The sequence below is a fragment of the Arthrospira sp. PCC 9901 genome, assembly GCF_059013425.1.
In genome coordinates this window covers 3,175,632-3,198,013 of sequence record NZ_CP102296.1, presented here as the reverse complement: position 1 = coordinate 3,198,013, position 22,382 = coordinate 3,175,632, and the positions used below count along the sequence as shown (strand labels likewise).

Sequence of the window (22,382 nt, the reverse complement as noted above, 5' to 3'; positions counted from 1 at the left end):
TTCCCAAAGCAGGGGAGAACAGTTAAACCCATATCCTCCCCTGTTTCAATATTCCCCCTAATACTTGATCACTATTAAGGAGTCCCATCATGACTGGTGTTAATATCCCTACCACCCTCGCTCTCATATCTCGCCGAGTTATTCCCGGTAATAGTCTACTAAGCACTAATAATATTGAATTAATTTTTCCGGCTGACCCCATTCCTGGTAAATTTCAAACCTTTGGGGGGGCGATCGGGGATACCATGACCGGAGCCAATGGGGAACTCTTATTTATTCCTGAAGAACCAGTTTTACAAGCTGTTTCGATCGCTACCAGTTCCATTGTTTATCTTGAACAAACTGACTCAGGCTTTCAAAGTCTCGCAGGACAAGCCGGAGAAACTTTACCTGGTGGTGGGGGGGAAATTCTCTTTCGACCAGAGGGTTTTGAGTTTCCCGAACCCGAACCCGAACCCGACCCGGAACCCGCACCCGCACCCGCACCCGCACCCGCACCCGACCCGGAACCCGACCCGGAACCCGACCCGGAACCCGACCCGGAACCCGACCCGGAACCCGACCCGGAACCCGAACCCGCACCCGACCCAGAACCAGAAATCATCACCATACAAGGTTCAGGAGTTGGTACAGAGGGAAACGATACCATTCTGGGTAGTGATTTTAATGATGCGATCGATGGTGTAGGTGGTAATAACATCATTTTCGGTTTAGGGGGAGATGACTTTATCCGAGGGGGTGATGGTGCAGACTCCATTAATGGCAATGCCGGTAATGATACCATCTATGGTGGCGACGGAGATGATTGTATCCGGGGTGGTCAGGGTAATGATCTGATTTTTGGTGAAGGTGGGAATGACCTGTTATTCGGTGATAAAGATGCTGATATCCTCTTCGGTGTCTCTGGTAATAACACCATGTATGGAGGTCAAGGTAATGACAGCCTCATAGGGGGTGAAAATGACGACCTGATGTTTGGCGATAAGGGTAACGATACATTATTAGCTGGTGGTGGCAATAATACCCTTTATGGTGGCGCTGATAATGATTTCCTGTTTGGTGGGACTGGTAACGATTTACTCTTTGGTGATGATGGTAATGATGAACTCGTTGGTGGTAAGGGGAATGATACTATCTTTGGCGGTCCCGGTGACGACATAATTTTTGGCGGTGATGGTAATGATATATTAAGAGGCGGAAAGGGTAACGATCGCCTCTTTGGAGATGAAGGTAATGATTTACTAGAAGGCGGTCGTGGCGTTGATACCCTCACTGGTGGTGGTGGTAGAAATATATTTGTTGTTGGCTTAGTTGTCAGTGCGTCTGAAGGTGGTGGTAGTGTAATTACAGCTACCACTGGCGGCGCTTCCCCAGAATTAGCAGATCTGATCACCGACTTTCAAGCTGGTGTTGACAAAATTGGATTAACCGGAGGACTCACCTTTGCGGATATTGAAATTCGTCGTGGTGAAGGTGCCAATATCAGAAATACATTGCTCATAGACCGCAATACCGGAGACTTTTTAGCAGTTTTATTAAATATAGATCCAGCCATGCTGGACGAAACAGATTTTCTCATCGACCCAGACGGACCTTTAGTAGATCCAGAACCAGAACCCGGACCCGAACCAGAACCTGGACCCGAACCAGAACCTGGACCCGAACCAGAACCTGGACCCGAACCAGAACCTGGACCCGAACCAGAACCTGGACCCGAACCAGAACCTGGACCCGAACCAGAACCTGGACCCGAACCAGAGCCCGAACCAGAACCTAGTCCGACTCCCAGTCCGACTCCCAGTCCGACTCCCAGTCCGACTCCTAGTCCCGAACCCACTCCTACCCCTCCTGTTCCCACTCCCCCCCCGGTTCCCACACCGACCCCAACCCCGACCCCGACCCCAACCCCGACCCCGACCCCGACCCCGACCCCTTCTGATGGTCCTGAAGCCGGAAATGATACCCTCAGTGTGGCACAGAATAGTTCCTTAAACATTAATAATTCCACTCTGTTAGAGAATGATAGTCCGGGAATACCAGGGGATATTCTCACCATTACTAATGTACCATCAACCACCAGTGAAGGTGGCACAATCCAACCTAGTGGTTCATCTTGGATCTATACACCACCCAGCGATTTTGTGGGGGTAGATACCTTCGTTTATACAGTTAGAAATAGTAATGCTCAAACCGCTACTGCTACTGTTTTCATTAATGTAGAATTAGTTAATGAGCCTCCGGTAATTGACCTCAATTCTGCCGCACCTGGGAACGATTTTAGCACCAACTTTACCGAAGGAGATTCTCCTGTTTTCATTGGCGCACTTGGTAGCATTAGCATTAGCGATCCAGATGGTGATGATATAGTTTCAGCCACTGTTACTATTACCAACCCAGCCAATGGAGAAGAAGAAGGTTTATCAATTACCGGGTCTTTATCTCCCAATATTACCGCCGATGCTTATGACCCAAATACGGGAGTTTTACTACTCACTGGAACTGCGCCTCCCGTAGCGTATGAAGATGCCATTTCCCGAATAGTTTATAGTAACACATCCCTAGCACCAGGTACAAGCGATCGCCTAATTACCGTAATCCTTAGTGATGGTATTGAAGACAGTAATCCCGCCAACTCTATCATTAGGATTACTGCCATTAATAACCCCCCGACAAATACAGTTCCCGAAGCACAAGAAACCGATGGAGAAACCCCCTTATTATTTAGTGAAGAGAACAACAATTCCATTAGTATTTCCGATCCTGATTCTGGTAGTAACCCAGTAGAAGTTAGCCTAGTTGCCACCAACGGCATTTTAACAGTCGGCACCAATACAGAAGGCGTGCAAATTAACGGCAGCGACACCGAAACCCTAACCCTTACAGGTGTAATAGGTTCAATTAACCGCGTCCTAGATGGTTTAACCTTTACCCCCACCGAGGAATTTAACGCTCAAAACGGAGAGTTAGAAATTACCACCAACGACCTCGGCAACACCGGACAAGGCGGTCCGTTAACAGATACAGATACCATCACCATTAACGCCCTAAATTTACCTCCCAATGCACTAGATGATGTAGCCACAACAGTTAGCAATACACCAGTTATTCTCACACCGGAAGAACTTATCGCTAACGATAGCGACCCCAACGAAGATGAACTAACCCTAACAGAGGTTGGAAATGCCGTAGGGGGAACAGTAGCACTCACCAGTGATGGTAATATCCAATTCACCCCAACTACAGATACACAAGGTCGAGCAAGTTTCGATTATACCATTAATGACGGCAGGGAAGAAACAGACACAGCAACAGTTACCGTAGTAGTCAAACCATCATTAGAAGAAGCAGACGATATTCTAGCCAATGATATTTTCAATGTCGATGCTGCATCAGGTCTTCTCGCCAGCGATACTCCTATCGAAGAAGATACACTTAGTATCGTAGACTTTGACGAAACCAGCGATCAGGGAGCCTTAGTACAAGTTAATCCTGATGGTAGTTATACATATAACCCCATCGATGTCAATGCTTTTCGACAGTTACGAGAAGGGGAACAGGTTGTAGACACATTTAGTTATACAATTAGCAATGGTCTTGGTAGTACCGTTACCGCCACCGTCAGCATTACCGTCACTGGAGTTAATGAACCTCCTGTTGCTGTCGATGATAGCAATAGTACCCTGGCTAATGCAGTGCTAACTGTGAGTGAGGCTGAGGGAGTTTTGGTTAATGATACAGACCCCGAAGGCGGTCCGTTAGAGGTGGTTGATTTTAACCCCAATAGTTCTCAGGGTGCTACAGTTACCGTTAATCCTGATGGTAGCTACACCTACGACCCAACTACAGTAGAATCATTTATAGCATTGCGGTTTGGTGCCACCTTAGAAGATACCTTCACCTATACAGTAGCTGATGATATGGGTGTTACAGCCACGGCTACTGTCACCATTACCGTCACCGGGGTTAATGAACCACCCAGTAACAACCTACCAGAAACCCAAGCCACTAATACTGATACACCCCTAGTATTTAGCACTGAAACTGATAATGCCATTACCATTGCTGACCCAGACGCGGGGGATGACCCGTTAGTGGTGACTATAGTGGCGACCAATGGGACAGTTACCCCTGGGGAAAATACCGAAGCGGTGGAAGTTACTGGGGAAAACACGGAAACTCTCACCTTGACTGGTACTCTCTCAGCTATTAACCAAGCCTTAGAAGGGTTAACATTTACCCCATTACCAGAGTTTCTCAACGAAAATGGTAGCTTGGAAATTACTACTAATGACCAAGGTGGTGGAGATCCTGATAATCCTTTAACAGCTACAGATACCATCACCATTGAAACCCTAAACCGACCACCCGTCGCGGAAGATGATCAGGTTGATGCTTTACTAAATACTGCCATAAACATCCCTGGGGAAACTTTACTAGCTAATGATAGCGACCCTGATGATGATGTTCTCACCATCATAGAAGTGAGTAATGCTAATAACGGTACAGTAGAACTAGACCCAGAAGCGGGTGATGTGTTATTTACCCCAGACTCGGACTTTGTCGGAGAAGCTAGTTTTGAGTACACCATTAGTGATGGACGTTCAGGTATCGACACAGCTACGGTGACGGTGCTGGTAAAATCTCTGCCTACGGCTGTTGATGACGAGAATAACACCCTTGCTAACCAAATTTTGAGTGTTGAGTCATCGGAGGGAGTTCTCGCCAATGACTTCGATTTAGACGGGGATCCGTTAACGGTTGTGGCTTTTGATGGCAGGAGCGCTCAGGGTGCTACAGTACAAGTTAATCCCGATGGTAGTTATACATTCGACCCCAGAAATGCTAATGCTTTATTGGCGTTGCGGGAAGAACAGGAGATAGTTGATACTTTCACGTACACTATCGAGGATGTTGATGGTAATCAGGCTACGGCCACGGTCAGCATTACTGTAACTGGAGTTAATGAACCTCCTGTTGCTGTGGACGATCGCAATAGTATCCTGGCGAATACAGTCTTAACTGTAAATGCGCCTAGAGGTGTGCTGAGTAATGATACAGACCCGGAAGGGGGTCCGTTAGAGGTGGTTGATTTTGACTCTAATAGTTCTCGGGGTGCTACAGTTACGGTTAATCCTAATGGTAGCTACACCTTTGACCCAAGGGAGGTAGAATCATTTATAGCATTGCAGGAAGAGGAAACTTTAGAAGATACGTTTACCTACACAGTAGCTGATGATATGGGTGTTACAGCCACGGCTACTGTCACCATTACTGTCGCGGGGGTTAATGAATCTCCTGTTGTGGATCTGAGTCCTGATGATTCGGAAACCCTTAATTTTGCGACTACTTTCACGGAAAAACAGCCACCAGTGGCGATCGCTTCTGGTGATGGTGTTAGCATTACCGACCCTGATAATGATAGCCTAGTGGGCGCTACTGTCAGGATTACTAATCTGTTAGATGGGGATTTTGAGGAATTGGCAGTTAATACGGGTGATACCGATATTACGGCTAATTATAATCAAACTACGGGGGTGTTAACACTCTCTGGGGAAAATTCCCTGAGTGTTTACGAAGAGGTTTTGGCAACGGTAACATATATAAATCGTTCCCTCGATCCAAATACAAGCGATCGCATTATTGAAGTGGTGGTAAATGATGGCAGGGATGATAATAACCCCCTAGCTGTTAGCACTATTTCTGTGGTGGCGGTTAATGACCCCCCTGAGATTGATTTAGATACCACTAACAGTGTCGTCGGCGGTAACAACTTCGCTAATACCTTTGAAGCCGACGCTGGTCCGGTGGCGATCGCTTCTAATAATATCAGCATTACCGACCCAGATAATACTACCATCCAATCAGCAACTATTACTCTGACCAATCCCATCAATGGGGAAGATGAGGGTTTATCCGTCATTGGCGGACTTCCGGGAGGTATCACCGCCGAAACCTATAATCCCGAAACGGGGGTTCTGAGACTTTCTGGTAGTGCATCTTTCGCCAACTATCAAACAGCTATTTCCCGCGTGTTTTACAACAATACCTCAAACCGTCCTAATACCACAAACCGCATAGTAACAGTGGTGGTGAATGATGGCAATGATGACAGTAATCAGCCTCGGACAACTATTGATATGTTTGTTCCTCTGATTGCTAATGATGTGGGTCCGATTGTTACCAATATTCAATGGAACACATTATTGACGACATTATTTATTGATATACTCTCTAATGATATCTTTCCAGAGGGTGAGAATCCTACTGTTGAAAATGATGCCGCCGAAAGTGCTTCGGCTATACCTATTTGGGAGGAATCATCTAATGAAATTAGCTACGACATCATTGATACTTTTGTCGAGGAGGATCGATTTACATACACTATCAGTTCGGATGACCAATCAGTAACAGCCACAGTTTTCATTGATAGGAGACCCGCACCTGGGGATACTCCTGTCAGTCTTGAAGGCGGTAATTTTGGTGACTTGTTAACTGGTGGTACTGGTAATGATACCTTATCAGGATTGGGCGGTAATGATACGCTATTTGGTGGTTTGGGGAGTGATTCTTTGGTAGGAGGAGAGGGAAATAATCGCTTTTTATACCAGAGTCCTGATGATGGTGGCGGCACAGCATTTAATGCTGATAGTACAGGTAGTATTACTGAACAAATTGGTACGGGGTTATATGATACGATCGCCGATTTCACAGGTCTGGGAGAGGCGGAAGGAGATGCGATCGCTTTATCTAGTGATTTGATTCCCAATACTGACCGCATTCTCCTAACCGTTCAAACTGATATTTCATCTAATGTCTTGGATGGAAATAATCTGTTTGCTTATGATGATGGTAGCCATACTTACATCATTTATGATGGTGATGGTGATAATACTACCGGGGACGACTCCCAGATTTTAGCCAGACTCCAAAATATCACAGGGGTAACTGAGTTATCACCCGATGATTTTCTGATTTTTTAGAGAGTCTCACCCGCCTATAACAGGCGGGTATGTCCTGCTTTTGGGGAGGCATATAGCCAACTCCAGAACCCGCCTCTACTCGTGAATATGGTATGATATTACTTCAACCCTAACCTTTTTCGTAGCCAAGTTGCACCCATAAATAATAACGGAGTGGCGATTAAACCCACACTGATAAAATGTAGGGGAAAGTGGAAGTAAAAATACCATAAAATCAGAACTCCATAGGTCGAGTCTATATGGTCAAACAGATAAGTAATGATATTCGCTTCTTCTCCTGGGGCAATATTTAGCCGACGTTTGATATAAGAGTTCGGCAATTCTGACAGGTTAAATACCAACCCGGTTAGCAACCCAAATTCAACCGCCTTAAAGTCTTGGAAATGGATAGCAAAAGCCTGGTTAATTTCCACCAATGACTCTAGGAATTGAAACCCGATTACACTCACCATAAAAGTTAGGGGTAGACTAATGAGACCCCGCCATTTCTTGTTTTCGCCAAACCATTCTTTTTGCACGGGGAAGTTTAATAATTGAAACGGTGGAGTTTTCCATAAGAATGCTTCTAAAACTCCTGCCAAAAATAACCCGCAGGCTATCCACATCAAATTAAGTAAGTCCCAGGTGAGCATTGATAATATATCAGTTCTTGTCATGGCATGAGATTAATAGAGTCAATTTATTATCCATTATAAATTATCCCGCCCCCATACTGTATTATTAATGGGATATCGTCGCTTAATAGGATTCCCTGTAGTAGAGCGATCGCTTTTTAGCCCGGGCATCAAAGGGCTATTTTACATCAACTCCCCGGCATCATCAGACCCCAGTCCCACCCCCCCAAAAAAAAGTTGCACAAATCGGATATAAAAATTGATTGAGGTGTGATATATTAGTGTTGTTAAGGGTTTACTAAAGCCTTACTCAATCATCTCGTTTAGCCAATCAGAAACCGAGACCCATAACTGCTCCATCGTTCCCGAGTTCTGATCTGAAGCTCAGGCAAGCTCAGTCTGCCCAATCGGATACAGTCAGGGAAGGACTTAAAAACATAGCTCAATCAAGCTGTGCGTGCAGTTGTTAACTGCACACTGAAAGTTTCTCCTATTCACGTCGCGTCTTTCTCAGTGGCTGTATTTTGCCAAAGTCATTTGGTCATTTTCCCATGCCGATTAATGGGGTTTGTTTGTCGTGTCAAAAATCCGACACCAACCATTAAACCTCTCAGCCTCTTGACTGTTATTTCGAGATCATTTTCCCGACTCATGAATACATGAGAAACACAGCCATAACTCAGATCATGTCAAATCCCAAAACCCTCACCATTCCCTACTCGCGCCATTTCCTAGAATGGCTACACCAACAGCAACTCAGCCTAGGGATCACCACCTATCAAACCAACCGCCTCTGTTTCATCGGGATCCAACCCGACGGCCAAATCTACACCCCCGTATGGGAATTTGACCGTCCTATGGCACTTCATGCCACCTCAGACCGCCTCTATTTAGCCACCCGCTATCAAATTTGGCGACTCGAAAACGTCCTCGAAGGCGGTCAACTCCTGCAAGAAAAATACGATCGCCTCTATGTCCCCCGTGTCGCCCACACCACCGGCGACCTAGACATCCATGCTATAGCGATCGACCCCAACCAGAACATTATTTTTGCCAACACCGACTATAGCTGTTTAGCCACCCTCCACCCCCAACATAGCTTTACCCCCTTATGGAAACCCGAGTTCATCTCCAAACTCGCCCCCGAAGACCGTTGTCACCTCAACGGAATCGCCACAGTTAACGGCATTCCCCGATATATTACTGCCATCAGCCAATCAGACGTAGCCTCCGGTTGGCGGCACCAAAGGCGAGACGGAGGAATTGTCATTGACATTCAAAGCAACCAAATCATCGCCCAAGGCTTATCAATGCCCCACTCTCCCCGGTGGCATCAAAACCAACTCTGGCTACTCAACTCAGGCACCGGAGAACTGGGCTATATTGACAACAACCAATTTATCCCCGTCACCTTCTGTCCCGGCTACGGACGGGGGTTAGCCTTCGTTGGCAATTATGCCATAGTCGGACTCTCCAAACCCAGAGACTATCACTTCTCCGGCTTATTACTCGAAGAAAAACTACAACAGAAACAAGCCACCCCCCGTTGCGGCATCCTTATCATCGACATCACCACCGGGGACATCATCGAATGGCTGGACATGGACACCGAAGCCAGCGAACTCTACGATGTCGCCATTCTACCCCAAGTCCGTTGTCCTATGGCAGTAGGATTTCAAACCGGGAACATCTCCCAACTCATAACTATCGGACAACCCATCAATTCAACCCCAGCCCAAACATCCCCCAACTCTGACCCATCATATCCCCCCAAAGATACAACATATCAACAACACTTTGAACAAGGGCAGACCCTCAAAAAACAGGGTCAACTAGCCGCGGCAGAAACCTGCTTTCAAAAAGCCATCCAAGCCAACCCCAACTATATCCCCGCCCACAATAACCTGGGTACATTGCTGCAACAACAACAGCGATACAACGAAGCCATAATATGTTATCAAAACACACTCAAACTTAACCCCAACCTCCCCGAAACCCTCGCCAACCTTTCCTCAATTTATCTGCTGCAAGACCAACTCCAGCCAGCAGAAGCCGGACTCAAACGCGCCCTAGAAATCAACCCCAAATGTGTTCCCGCCCTGTACAACCTCGGCTTACTGTACAAACAACAAGCCAAATTAGAAGCAGCCATCAAACTCTTTCAAGCCGCTGCCAGCCATCAACCCAACTACACAGAAGCCTACTTCCACCTCGCCCAAATTTGGGAATTTCAAAGTCAATTTACCCTAGCTAAACTCGCCTACCAACGAGTCCAACAACTCAACCCGAACCACCCCGGATTATCACATCATCTTGAATTTGTCAAGCTCCAGTTATGTGATTGGGAAAATTACGACCAATTTATCAACAATTTAATTCAATCAATCCAGGCATATATTGACCAACCCAAAAGCCATGCTATCCTCCCCCCCTTCCAATTAAACGCATTTCCAATTCCCCCGAACTATCCCAGAAAGTCGCCCAGAAAAAAGCGGCCAGTCTTAGCCAAGCCATCAGCCAAAACCCCCTGGAATTTAACTACCAGAAAACGGACAAATTGCGCCTGGGTTATATCTCTCCCGAATTTTATAGTCACGCCGTCGGGCGACTCATTCAAGATATCTTTAAACAGCATAATCGCGCCGAATTTGAAATCTTTGGTTATCATCTATTAAGCGCCCATGATGAAGTCACAGACCAGATAATCAAGGGCTGCGATGAATTTCGGCATCTCGACTCCCTCAGCGCCCCCGAAGCTGCCCAAAAAATTAACAATGATGGCATCCAAATTCTCATCGATTTAGCCGGATATACCGGATACAATAAACCGGAAATATTGGCGTATAAACCCGCTCCCATTCAAGCCGGTTTTCTGGGATATCCCAACACTATGGGAGCGGAATTTATCCAATATTTAATCACCGATAACTGGGTAGTCCCTGAGAGCCTAGCCTCCTTTTATGACGAAGAAATTATCTATCTCCCCCATCAATTTATATGTTCCTTCATGGAGATATATGACCAACCCTTAAACCGCTCGGATTTCGGATTACCCGAAACCGGATTTGTGTTTGCCTGTTTTAATCGCCACTACAAAATTAGCCCCGACTTATTTCAAGTCTGGATGCAGCTATTACAGGAAGTAGAAGGCAGTATCCTGTGGCTATCCTTACCCCCAGTAGAAGAAACCCTCAGCCACCTACGCCAAACTGCGATCGCTGCGGGAGTTGACCCCCAACGGCTAATTTTTGCGCCGAAAATTCCCCATAACCAATATTTAGCCCGTATGCAATTAGCCGATTTAGGACTAGATACTTGGAACTATAACGGCGGTTCCACCACCATCGCCGCCCTGTATGGAGGCTTACCCGTCTTAACCAAACCAGGTGTGACTAATGCCACCCGCATGGGAGCCAGTATTTGTGCCAGTGCCGGAGTACCCGAAATGATATGTAACAGCGCCCTTGACTATCATAAAAAAGCCCTCTATTGGGCAAATCACCCCCAGGAATTGCAGCAGTTAAGGCAGCAGATAAAGGGTCGAGATAGTCCCTTATTTGATGTTTCCAAATTCGTCAGTAATTTAGAGACAGCTTTGCTGCAAATCTGGCATCGTTAAACCGCCCATTCTAATCCCTGTATTTTTGAACATTAGGAACAGATCGCAATGTCCAAACAAGCACCAATTCTCAATGAAACCAACTTCACCCTAACAGCCATTAACCAAGGCGCTACCGACCCCACAGGCAACAACCTGGGGACAATTATTGATATTGACAGCATCATCGTTGATGGAACCCTGGCCTTCAGCCTCGCCACCAATATCGAGCTGCCCGGTGTTGACGACAGTTCCCTGGCTACAGCGGACTTCAATGGCGACGGCAAAATCGACATCCTACTCACGGGCTGGGATGGTTCAAACCGCTTCAGTCGAGTCTATCTGAACGATGGCAGTGGCGGATTTACCCACAACACCAATATCTCCCTGACGGGTGTTACCTTTGGTTCGGTAGCCACAGCGGACTTCAATGGCGACAACCACATCGACATCCTACTCACGGGGTTTGAGAGTAGCACGAACCTCATCAGCCAAGTCTATCTGAACGATGGCAGTGGCGGATTTACCCACAACACCAAGATTTCCCTGACCGGTGTTGAAAATAGTTCAGTAGCCACAGCCGACTTCAATGGCGACAGCCGCATCGACATCCTGCTCACGGGCTGGGATGGTTCAAACCGCATCAGTAAAGTCTATCTCAACTTTCTCCAAAATTTCAGATACGGATTTGTCTGGACGAACAGTGATAATAATTTCCTGGTCGATGTTGACGGGGGTTCGGTAGCCACAGTGGACTTCAATGGCAACGGCAAAATCGACATCCTGCTCACGGGCATTGATAGTAGCAACAACCCCATCAGCCGAGTCTATCTCAACGATGGCCGTGGCGGATTTACCCACAACACCAATATCTTCCTGGAGGGTGTTAAAAATAGTTCGGTAGCGACAGCGGACTTCAATGGCGACGGCAAAATCGACATCCTGCTCACTGGCCAAAGTCGTAATAACCCCATCAGCAAAGTCTATCTCAACGATGGCAGTGGCCGATTTACCTCCACCTTCCTGACCCCCGGTGTTTACCGGGGTTCGGTAGCCACAGTGGACTTCAATGGCGACAGCCATATCGACATCCTGCTCACGGGCGAAGATAGGGGCGGGAACCCCGTTAGCCAAGTCTATCTCAATGACGGCAGTGGCGGATTTACCCACAACACCAATATCGAGCTGCCCGGTGTTCGGTATAGTTCAGTAGCCACAGTGGACTTCAATGGCGACGGCAAAACCGACATCCTACTCACGGGCCGCGATAGTGGCGGGAACCGCATCAGCCAAGTCTATCTCAACGACCCAATAGAAGTCCCAATAGGCAAAGCCATCTATGAAGCCAACATCAGCAACGGCACTTGGCAATACAGCACGGACGGTGGCACTACTTGGGTAGACCTCCCAGCAGTTAACCAAACCAACGCCCTACTCCTGGACGGCAGCAGCCAAGTCCGGTTTGTCCCCAACCCCGACTACAGAGGAGAAGCCACTTACAGCTTCCGCGCCTGGGACCAATCCGATGGACTCGCCGTCGGCAGCACTGCCGACGTTAGCACCAATGGTGGCACCACGGCTTATAGCGCCAACACTGGCACTGCCAGCATTACTATTAACCCGGTCAAACAAGCACCAATTCTCAATGAAACCAACTTCACCCTAACAGCCATCAACCAAGGCACTACCGACCCCACAGGCAACAACCTAGGGACAATAATTGGTGACCGCATCACCGTAGATGAACTGCCTAAAATCTTAGACTTCAGCCACGCCACCAATATTGACCTGCCCGGTGTTCGGTATAGTTCAGTAGCCACAGCGGACTTCAATGGCGACGGCCATATCGACATTCTGCTCAAGGGCGAAGATAGTAGCAGGAAGAACATCAGCCGAGTCTATCTCAATGATGGCAGTGGCGGATTTACCCAGAACACCAATATCGACCTGACCAGTGTTTACGACAGTTCGGTAGCGACAGCGGACTTCAATGGCGACGGCCATATCGACATCCTGCTCCCGGGCCGCGATAGTAGATCGAAGGAGATCAGCGAAGTCTATCTCAACGATGGCAGTGGCGGATTTACCCACAATACCAATATCTCCCTGCGCGGTCTTGGCGATGGTTCGGTAGCCACAGCGGACTTCAATGGCGACGGCCATATCGACATCATCGTGAGCCATGAGACTGTGTGGAACAACGACATCCAAGTCTATCTCAACGATGGCAGTGGCGGATTTACCCAGGCCACCAATACCTCCCTGCGCGGTCTTGGCGATGGTTCGGTAGCCACAGCGGACTTCAATGGCGACGGCCATATCGACATCCTGCTCACGGGCCAAGATAGTAGCGGGAAGAACATCAGCCAAGTCTATCTCAACGATGGCAGTGGCGGATTTACCCAGAACACCAATATCGACCTGACCGGTGTTTTCTTCAGTTCGGTAGCCACAGCGGACTTCAATGGCGACGGCCATATCGACATCCTGCTCACGGGCGAAGATAGGAGCAAGAACCCCATCAGCCAAGTCTATCTCAACGATGGCAGTGGCGGATTTACCCACAACACCAATATCTCCCTGCCCGGTGTTCGCTATAGTTCGGTAGCCACAGCGGACTTCAATGGCGACGGCCATATCGACATCCTGCTCACGGGCCGCGATAGTAGCTGGAAGGACATCAGCGAAGTCTATCTCAACGATGGCAGTGGCGGATTTACCCACGCTACCAATATCGACCTGACCGGTGTTTACGACAGTTCGGTAGCGACAGCGGACTTCAATGGCGACGGCTTTATCGACATCCTACTCACGGGCTCGAATGGTTCAGACCGCATCAGTCGAGTCTATACTAATGACTCTGTATTGGCTTCACCCGCCAAAGCCATCTATGAAGCCGACACCAGCAACGGCACTTGGCAATACAGTAAGGGCCGTGGCACTACTTGGGTAGACTTCCCAACAGTTAGCCAAACCAAAGCCCTACTCCTGGACGGCAACAGCCAAGTCCGGTTTGTCCCCAACCCCGACTACAGAGGAGAAGCCACTTACAGCTTCCGCGCTTGGGATAAATCAGATGGACTCGCAGTCGGTAGCACTACAGATGTTAGCGACAATGGCGGCAACATGGCTTATAGCGCCAACACTGGCACTGCCAGCATCACTATTAACCCGGTCAAACAAGCACCAATTCTCAATGAAACCAACTTCACCCTAACAGCCATTAACCAAGGCACTACCGACCCCACAGGCAATAATTTAGGGATAATAATTGGTGACCGCATCACCCTAGATGAACTGACTAATGACTCTGTATTGGCCTCACCCGCCAAAGCCATCTATGAAGCCGACACCAGCAACGGCACTTGGCAATACAGCACGGACGGTGGCACTACTTGGGTAGACTTCCCAGCAGTTAGCCAAACCAACGCCCTACTCCTGGACGACAACAGCCAAGTCCGGTTTGTCCCCAACCGCAACTATACAGGAGAAGCCACTTACAACTTCCGCGCCTGGGATAAATCAGATGGACTCGCAGTCGGTAGCACTACAGATGTTAGCGACAATGGCGGCAACATGGCTTATAGCGCCAACACTGGCACTGCCAGCATCACTATTAACCCGGTTAATGATGCCCCCGCCCCGGACAATCCCAATTTTTTGCGCGATCGCGGTACGATTTTTAGCGCGGAGAACTTGAAGGTCAGCTTTGGCAGTTCCCAATTTGATTTCAGAAACTCATTTTTTGGGGTAATCGAAGAAAGCCTGGTAATTCAGAATGAGTTTAAAGCTCAATCAGATTATGAATTGTTTGTCCAGTTACTAAGACAATATATTCCGGGGGCAACCATTGACATTGCTGGGGGGAGGAACAATGGGGAGATTTTGAGCATCATAAAATTAGAACTATCCCCTCTAAAACTTAAATATGATATGGAATTAAATCCTGTTAGTTCTCGTATCATAGAATTAAGAGGTTGGTCGGAAACCGATGAATATCTATCATTCTCGTTTGAGAGAAGAAAGAATACTAAATATTCTGATTTTTATCGTCATTTCTTCTCTCCGCTTCAGGGCAAGGCTGTCAATGGTTACATCCAGGAAGGAACGGTCTTCCTAGATACGAATTTTAATGGCATTCTCGATGAAGAGGAAATCCAAACTACCACCGATCGCAACGGACAATTTCAGTTTTTGTTGGATGAGGAAACTCTTGCTCAAATTGATACGAACCAAAATGGCATTATTGACTTGACGGAAGGGCGATTAGTCACCACCGGCGGGATGAATTCCGGTTCGGAACTTCAATACGAAGGCATTTTAACAGCGCCCGCCCATTCGGAAATTACCAGAATCACCCCATTTACAAGCGTCGTGGAACGTATCGCGCGTCAACTGGCTGTTGATAGTAATATTGAAGATCCCGTTGAGGCTGCTAAAGATTTAATTCGTCACCGATGGCATCATTATCTCCAGCCGAATGCCAACCTAGCGTTCTCAGCCTTCTATTCCTCTGGTAATGATCCTGATGTCAAGCAGCCAGAAGTTACCGACCCCAATACACTCCGCATTTTTGATCCAAATGTCTTCGGTTTCTGGACAAATCAAGATGAAAATTCATTGGTCAGTATCGACGGTCAAAGCTATGACGACCTCGATCTGTTGATCCTCGACCCGAGATTCAGTGAAGAAATTATCAATCTTTCCACTTTTTTGGACGCAGAATCCTATGACTTTTTGATAGGAGCGCAAACCCAGTTAGTCAGCGAGCTATTTGCTACTCTAACAGGAGAACCAATTGACCGAGTTCTAGATTTGCTTGCTAATTCACTCACCGGTCCCAATTTAAACGAAAATAATTTAGGAATTGTAAATGATGTCGGCGAGTTGGTTTCCAGTTGGATAAGAGATCTAGATATCGCCGACTTGTACAATGGCAAAATTGGAATTTTGTCAGTCGCAATTAAAGAAGCATCTCGCCACCTGGCAATCGAGGCTTACAACGCCATTATCAATCAAGAAAAAACTGACAACTATCGGAATGTTTTTCGGGTCAATGCAAAGATCGAACGTTTATCCGAGTCAATCCAAGACATTCTGACTCAACTTCGCGAAGGTGAGTTGGACGATATGACCGTTCAAGAATACAACGACATCTTCTCTTCAAAGGCCTTACAAGAACGCTTTGATAACGCCACCTACACCGCCGACAATATCCACCCTCCCGATACTGAGGGCTTCAGCATCTCAGTCCCCGAAGATAGTCAGTATGTCTTCCAAGTCTCGGACTTTCCGTTTACTAAGGGCGACGATGATGACACTTTAAAATCTATAATTGTCGAAGAAAAACCATTTTGGGGAACCCTTAAACTCCGAGATGAAGAAGTCGCGAATGGGGACGAGATTGACGTTGCTGATATTGAAGCGGGTTTATTGGTCTACGATCACGATCTAAATAATTTCGATCTGGTCGAGGGTTTGAACCGCTTTCTTTTCCGAGTTACTGATGGCAAGTTTTATTCTAACGACCCCCATCCAGTTTTCCTAAATGTGATATCTGAGTCTGAAGTAACTCCCGAACCTGACGATTCGGAAACCGACCCTCCAATTGAAGAACCCGTAGATGAGGATGAACCTGTTGATGAGGAAACTCCTGTTGATGAGGATGAACCTGTTGATGAGGATGAACCTGTAGACGAGGAAACTCCTGTTGATGAGGATGAACCTGTTGATGAGGAAACTCCTGTTGATGAGGATGAACCTGTAGACGAGGATGAACCTGTAGACGAGGATGAACCTGTAGACGAGGATGAACCCGTTGATGAGGAAACTCCTGTTGATGAGGAAACTCCTGTTGATGAGGCACTTGTACAAGATGATGTGATTAGCACAATTCCTCCTGTGTTTGTGATGCCTCAAATGCCACCCAATGAACCGACTTCTGAACCTATTGTTGAGGACACTGAAGAAACACCGACAGCACCAGTGACACCACCTGGGGTTTCTACGTTGTACAATCTGGCTAACTTCATTGCTCCTATATCCTTCCCCCTGTTTTTCTCACCCGACATTATGCCTTCAACTCCGGGAGTCTTTACCAACGATGATGGCGTAATTCAGGGAACAGAAGGGGATGATGTGATTGTAGGTATTGAAGAAGATGATATTATCCTCGCCGGTCTTGGGGATGACATGGTTATTGCTAATGGCAATAATTTGATTTTCGGCGAGGTGGGTAACGATACCCTCATGGGGGGTCCGGGAAATGATACGCTGTTTGGCAACAAAGGAAATGACCTGATTTTTGGTGGTCTTGGTGATGATGAAATCTATGGCGGTCAAGGAAATGACACGATTTCTGGTGGCGGCGGAAATGACATGATTTGGGGTGGTCTTGGTGATGATTTCATCGAAGGAAATGAGGGTAATAATACTTTGTTTGGAAACCAGGGTAATGACACCATTTTAGGTGGTTCAGGAGATGACCTTATCTATGGCGGTCAAGGAAATGACCTGATCCACGGAGGTTCGGGAAATGATACCCTATTCGGAGACTCAGGAGATGACACTCTCTTTGGTGGAGAAGGTGATGACCTGATTTTTGGTGGAGAAGGTGATGATATCCTGATTGGTGGGGAAGGTAATGATACGCTGACGGGTGGAGAGGGTCGCGATCGCTTTGTGATTGCTGCTACCTATGGCACTAATACGATTACTGATTTCACCGTTGGTCAGGATATGATTCTCCTGGATGGTGGATTAACTTTTGAGGAACTGACGATCGCCTCTGTTGGGGGTCAAACTCAGATTCTGTTTGGGTCAGCAGTGCTGGCGGAACTTTTGGGTGTCGATGCTAATACCATTAGCCAAAATGACTTCGACACTTTTGTATACTAACTAGGTACTTGTGGGGGCAAAAAACCCCCACTGTCTCTGGTTATGGTCTCCCCCTATGTTCCAAGCTACTCGAAGACGTTTAGCGATTTGGTACACTGCTGTAACTGCGGTTTTGTTGTTGTTATTTGCTAGTGGGTTTTATCTGTATGTCCGCAATACGTTAATCGATCGCATTGATGACACTCTCAACCATGTCGTCGAGGTAGTAGAGCGATCGCTTGTCATTGAACCCGCCCTCAGCCCCATTTCCCCATCTTCCATGGGGGTGGGGCTTATCACTGTTAATGTGGAAGCCAGTTTTGGCAATAATGTTGATGCTGCTGCTGATGATGACCATATTGATTTAGAATGGTTCAGCCCCACCGGAGAGTTGTTATGGTCTACCCTCTCTCAACCCCTTGATATTCCCCTCCATACCCACCGCAATGGCGAAACTGTCAGGCTAACCGATCATCATTGGTCTTTGGCTAGTCAACTTTCTGGAAATTCTCACCTCACCTCTCAGGAAGTGGTCTTGCGACAGGTCACAGACCGCGTAGAAAGAGGTCGCCAGGTGTTGGGATATTTACGGGTCAGTCATCCCTGGTTTGAGGTGACAAAGCCTATTCGTCAATTATTAACCGATTTGGCTATGGGGGGGGTGATGATTTTAATTTCCGTGGCGGCTATTGGTTGGTTTTTATCGGAATTAGCGATCGAACCTGTGCGAGAATCCTATCAACATCTTAAACAGTTTACGGCTGATGCTTCCCACGAACTCCGTAGCCCGATCGCCACTATTCAAACTAATGTCCAGGTGGCTTTAGCAGAAACTGATGTTAATGCAGATATTCATCAGCAATTACAGGTTATTGAAAGGTTGACCAGACGCTTAGGGCGCTTGGTGGATGATTTGCTATTTTTAGCCCGCACCGATGGTAGAATTGTCGAATCTCAGTTTACTTCTGTTCCCCTCGATGCTTTGCTGATGGAAGTCATGGAGGAACAGTCTGCTAACGCGGAGGCGGCTGATATTAATTTATCACTGAATTTGGTGGACCCTCCTTCCCTGTTGTCGGCGGGTGATACTTTACCCCCAGAAACGGAAACTGATTGGTTCACTATGGAGGGCGATCGCGATCAATTGGTTCGGTTGTTGATTAATTTAGTCAGTAATAGTCTCCGCTATACTCCCAGAGGGGGAGAGGTGTCTTTAACTCTGCAATATCTCCCCAAAAATAAGCGATCGCCGCATCATGGTAACTCCAAAGAATACTACCATTGGCAAGAACAGTTTGAGGGCTTACAGGTCCTAGTCAAAGATAATGGTATTGGTATCCCCCCACAAGCTATTCCCCAAATTTTCGATCGCTTTTATCGAGTAGATCCAGCCCGCCCCAATTTAGAGGCGGAAAAATCTGGGGAAGTTACTCAGATTTCCGACACCCCCCAGACATCAGGTTCCGGGCTAGGTTTGGCGATCGTATCAGCGATCGTTGATCATCATCGAGGTAAAATTGACGTGGAAAGTGCAATTAATCAGGGAACAACCGTTACTGTTACCTTCCCCCTGCAACAAAGTAATTCATAATTGGCGTGTTTGGTTGGGTGCTATGTAAGGGCGGGTTATGGTCGTCTTCGCCCGCCCAATATGCTAATAGGGGTATTACATTGAGGGAAAATGAGTGCCGATTTTCTGACCGTCTGGCATATAAACTTGTAGGGGAATCTTAGCATTATCGCTAATAGACTCCAAAGCTACAATCAGTGTATTAACATGGTTTTTCGCCTGCGATCGCGGCTGTGGATTTCCCGCCCTATCTCCAGCAATTGCCGAGTTTTTAATTTGCTGAACATACTCAGAAGTTAACCGGACTGTAATCAAATCACGACTAATGCCATAATTGCAGACTTTCGGATTTCCCGCACAAGTGCGACTGAGATCCCCCCGTGCTTTTTCTAAGCGCGATTCAATTTGCACCTGAGCCTGTACCTGTTGCCATGCTTGATTATAACCTGGTATTAGGGACTGCATTTCTAGGTAATAGGAACTACTCTGAGGCACATTATTAGCAAAAGAAACCGCACGACCCCAGGCGCGAGAGGCTTCATTCCAGGCTTCCCGTTCCGCAAAAATGCGGGCTTGGTCAGCATTATTTACAGCTCGGTTATAGGCTTCCAAACCCACCTGTTCAATAGTTTTGCGATCGCGAGCATCTTCCAAGCGGGGCTGATAACGAACCCGTAATAATTGAGCCTCCTGGTAAGCCATAGTACCCGGTGGAATCGATGCCAGAATATTGGTGGCACTTTGCCAGGTATCATAGACCAATTGCCAACTTTCCGCGTGTCTAGCGACCCCCTGACGCGCCCCAGCCACCTGTGCCGTGTTTTTTGCCCTTTCCAGGGTTTGCTGGGCTTCTCGCTCCAATGAGAGCCGCCCACGGACTGTGGCTAAATTGCCACGATATTGAGTTAGGCGGGTTTCAGCAAAGGGATAAATAATGCTCTCTGGGGGGACTTTTTGTAGTTGAGCGATCGCATCTTCCCATAACTGCTGCATTTTCAGCCAATCATCCATAGGGTGGGGGGGATTTTGACTCATTTGCGCCGCCACCCCAGCCATAGTCAAAGCCGTGACCACAGAACTTAAATTCTGTTGTTCAGACTGATAATCCCTCAATAGCATCCGCGCCTCCAAATGATGAGGAGACCACCAGGGAATGCTTTGCAGTAATGCGATCGCTCCTACCAACTCCTGACGAGCCAATCCCGGCGCTCTAGCCGTCGGTACAGTTTCGATAGTATTTTGTGATTGTTGAGCCAAACTCCTCGCCTGGTGAATTTCCCGACACTCTCCAATCACACAGGGACGGGTCAGAGTATACAAACAAGCCAAAGCCACCACCACCCCAACCCCCATTTGAGGAGAGAGCAGAATTTTCCTGAGTAAACCCGGAGATTTCTGAGAGTCCTCCTCCCAGTCAACAGTCAGAACCAAATCTTCCAAATCCTGCGGGTCAAAAGGATTTTCAGCATCATCGATCGCAGTATCATACTCCGACTCATGCTCAAAAGGATTGGGCAAATCAGGGCCTGTAGATGTATCCCTTGTAGTCGGATAATTTCGAGTCAATGATGGTTTTTCTTGAAGGGTTGCCTTCATACTTCACTCCTAACGTAATAATAGGAAAATTGTTAGATTACAGCCTGTTCAGAAATCATCTGATCACATCTCAAAGTCCCTCTCCCCCTCTGGGATCCAGATTTAGGGTGAGGGCAATCTATTAAGCGACTGGTGAACAAGCTGTAGCGAGCCATTAATTTAAGCCTAGTTCCCGCTTGAGCAAATTAATCGACTTGCTACCGATATAATTTTCACAGCAAACCAACTGAGGGGGGCGGATAATCTCCTCACGATTAGCCAGTATGGCATCCTTAACAGCTTTGACACTAGCCTGATCGCAAATCACGACCTTAGCACTGCGAACAATAGCATTAATTCTATAGTCATTTGGCAGTTGAGCAGTCATAACTAATACATCATCCCCCCGCAGACTGTGAATAATCACCTCCGTGGCTCGTAACAACCCCGAACTGAGGCTAATAATTCCCAAATAAGTTCCTTTGGGTAACTGTTGAACCAAAGCAATTTCCTTAGCAAAATCATAAATGTCTACCGGAATGACCCGCACCGACCTCGGACCTGCTACAGCTTCCGCTTGTCCGATAAAATAGCGACTGGTGACCACAGTTCCCGACGGAACCTGTTCTATGGTTTCTGCTAGTTTTTCAATGGGTATGAGTTGGACCGGAATTTTTAGGGCGACTTCTAACTCCTGAGCCATTAACTGACCAATACCAATATCCTGGGTGGGGGCTGTGACTAAGACGCGGGCGCTACAACGTAACCGCCAGTCAATTTCCGCTAAAAATAGTTCGCGGGCTTCATTGAGGCTACAGCCTTGGGATAATAAGTTATCTAAACTCTGTTGAATAATTTGGTTAGCTTGTGGGTAATGCTCCAAAATGGGAGAACTAGCCCGGGAACCGCCTTCATGACCCAAGGCTTTCACATAAATTCCTGACCCGGCTTGGGCTTCTACTAAACCATGGTCTTCCAATTGTCGATAAACTTTACTAATCGTATTGCGGTGTAGTCCTGTTTGCATCGCCAGTTGACGGGTGCTGGGTAAGCGGTGTCCTGGGGGAAACTGGCGAGAAGCTATGGCAAACCGAATTTGGTTAAAAAGTTGATTGGAAGCAGGAATGTCGCTATCGGGTTGAATGTAAAACTGAACCATAACCAATTTC

At 47.2% G+C, this 22,382-nt stretch carries 8 protein-coding genes; 5 read left to right on the top strand and 3 right to left on the bottom strand.

The window, feature by feature from the left end; translation table 11 throughout:
* Window positions 1-89: 89 nt before the first annotated feature.
* Window positions 90-6,980 (top strand): cadherin-like domain-containing protein, encoded by a 6,891-nt coding sequence (locus NLZ44_RS13880; protein ID WP_493750163.1) that lies wholly within the window; start codon window positions 90-92, stop codon window positions 6,978-6,980.
* 98 nt (window positions 6,981-7,078) lie between these two features.
* Here the strand turns inward: NLZ44_RS13880 and NLZ44_RS13875 are convergent, their stop codons facing one another.
* On the bottom strand, window positions 7,079-7,636 hold the full coding sequence (locus NLZ44_RS13875; RefSeq protein WP_493750162.1) for a CDP-archaeol synthase: 558 nt from the start codon (window positions 7,634-7,636) through the stop codon (window positions 7,079-7,081).
* 644 nt (window positions 7,637-8,280) lie between these two features.
* On the opposite strand from NLZ44_RS13875, the gene NLZ44_RS13870 reads away from it, so the two are divergent.
* Genes NLZ44_RS13870 through NLZ44_RS13855 form a run of 4 tightly spaced genes read left to right on the top strand, consistent with a single transcriptional unit; the run spans window position 8,281 to window position 19,659 of the window.
* A complete protein-coding gene (locus NLZ44_RS13870; RefSeq protein WP_493750161.1) occupies window positions 8,281-10,269 on the top strand; it encodes a TIGR03032 family protein in 1,989 nt (662 codons plus the stop codon).
* Window positions 10,152-11,213, top strand: a complete 1,062-nt coding sequence (locus NLZ44_RS13865) for an O-linked N-acetylglucosamine transferase, SPINDLY family protein (RefSeq protein WP_493750160.1) — start codon at window positions 10,152-10,154, stop codon at window positions 11,211-11,213. Before NLZ44_RS13870 ends, NLZ44_RS13865 begins: the two co-directional genes overlap by 118 nt.
* Before the next feature lie 48 nt (window positions 11,214-11,261).
* On the top strand, window positions 11,262-18,089 hold the full coding sequence (locus NLZ44_RS13860) for an FG-GAP-like repeat-containing protein (protein WP_493750159.1): 6,828 nt from the start codon (window positions 11,262-11,264) through the stop codon (window positions 18,087-18,089).
* A gap of 55 nt (window positions 18,090-18,144) precedes the next feature.
* Window positions 18,145-19,659, top strand: a complete 1,515-nt coding sequence (locus tag NLZ44_RS13855; protein WP_493750158.1) for a sensor histidine kinase — start codon at window positions 18,145-18,147, stop codon at window positions 19,657-19,659.
* Window positions 19,660-19,734: 75 nt separating this feature from the next.
* Here NLZ44_RS13855 and NLZ44_RS13850 read toward each other — a convergent pair whose 3' ends face one another.
* Window positions 19,735-21,234 (bottom strand): hypothetical protein, encoded by a 1,500-nt coding sequence (locus tag NLZ44_RS13850; protein ID WP_493750157.1) that lies wholly within the window; start codon window positions 21,232-21,234, stop codon window positions 19,735-19,737.
* Window positions 21,235-21,388: 154 nt separating this feature from the next.
* Window positions 21,389-22,372 carry a GntR family transcriptional regulator gene (locus NLZ44_RS13845; RefSeq protein ID WP_006620819.1) on the bottom strand — a complete coding sequence of 328 codons (984 nt, stop codon included), beginning with the start codon at window positions 22,370-22,372 and terminating at the stop codon, window positions 21,389-21,391.
* Window positions 22,373-22,382: the final 10 nt, after the last annotated feature.

Excerpts from the sequence above, each read along its gene's own strand:
- NLZ44_RS13850 (WP_493750157.1), bottom strand. The coding sequence starts at position 21,234 with ATGAAGGCAACCCTTCAAGAAAAACCATCATTGACTCGAAATTATCCG.
- NLZ44_RS13855 (WP_493750158.1), top strand. The coding sequence starts at position 18,145 with ATGTTCCAAGCTACTCGAAGACGTTTAGCGATTTGGTACACTGCTGTA.
- NLZ44_RS13845 (WP_006620819.1), bottom strand. The coding sequence starts at position 22,372 with ATGGTTCAGTTTTACATTCAACCCGATAGCGACATTCCTGCTTCCAAT.
- NLZ44_RS13875 (WP_493750162.1), bottom strand. The coding sequence starts at position 7,636 with ATGACAAGAACTGATATATTATCAATGCTCACCTGGGACTTACTTAAT.
- NLZ44_RS13880 (WP_493750163.1), top strand. The coding sequence starts at position 90 with ATGACTGGTGTTAATATCCCTACCACCCTCGCTCTCATATCTCGCCGA.
- NLZ44_RS13860 (WP_493750159.1), top strand. The coding sequence starts at position 11,262 with ATGTCCAAACAAGCACCAATTCTCAATGAAACCAACTTCACCCTAACA.
- NLZ44_RS13870 (WP_493750161.1), top strand. The coding sequence starts at position 8,281 with ATGTCAAATCCCAAAACCCTCACCATTCCCTACTCGCGCCATTTCCTA.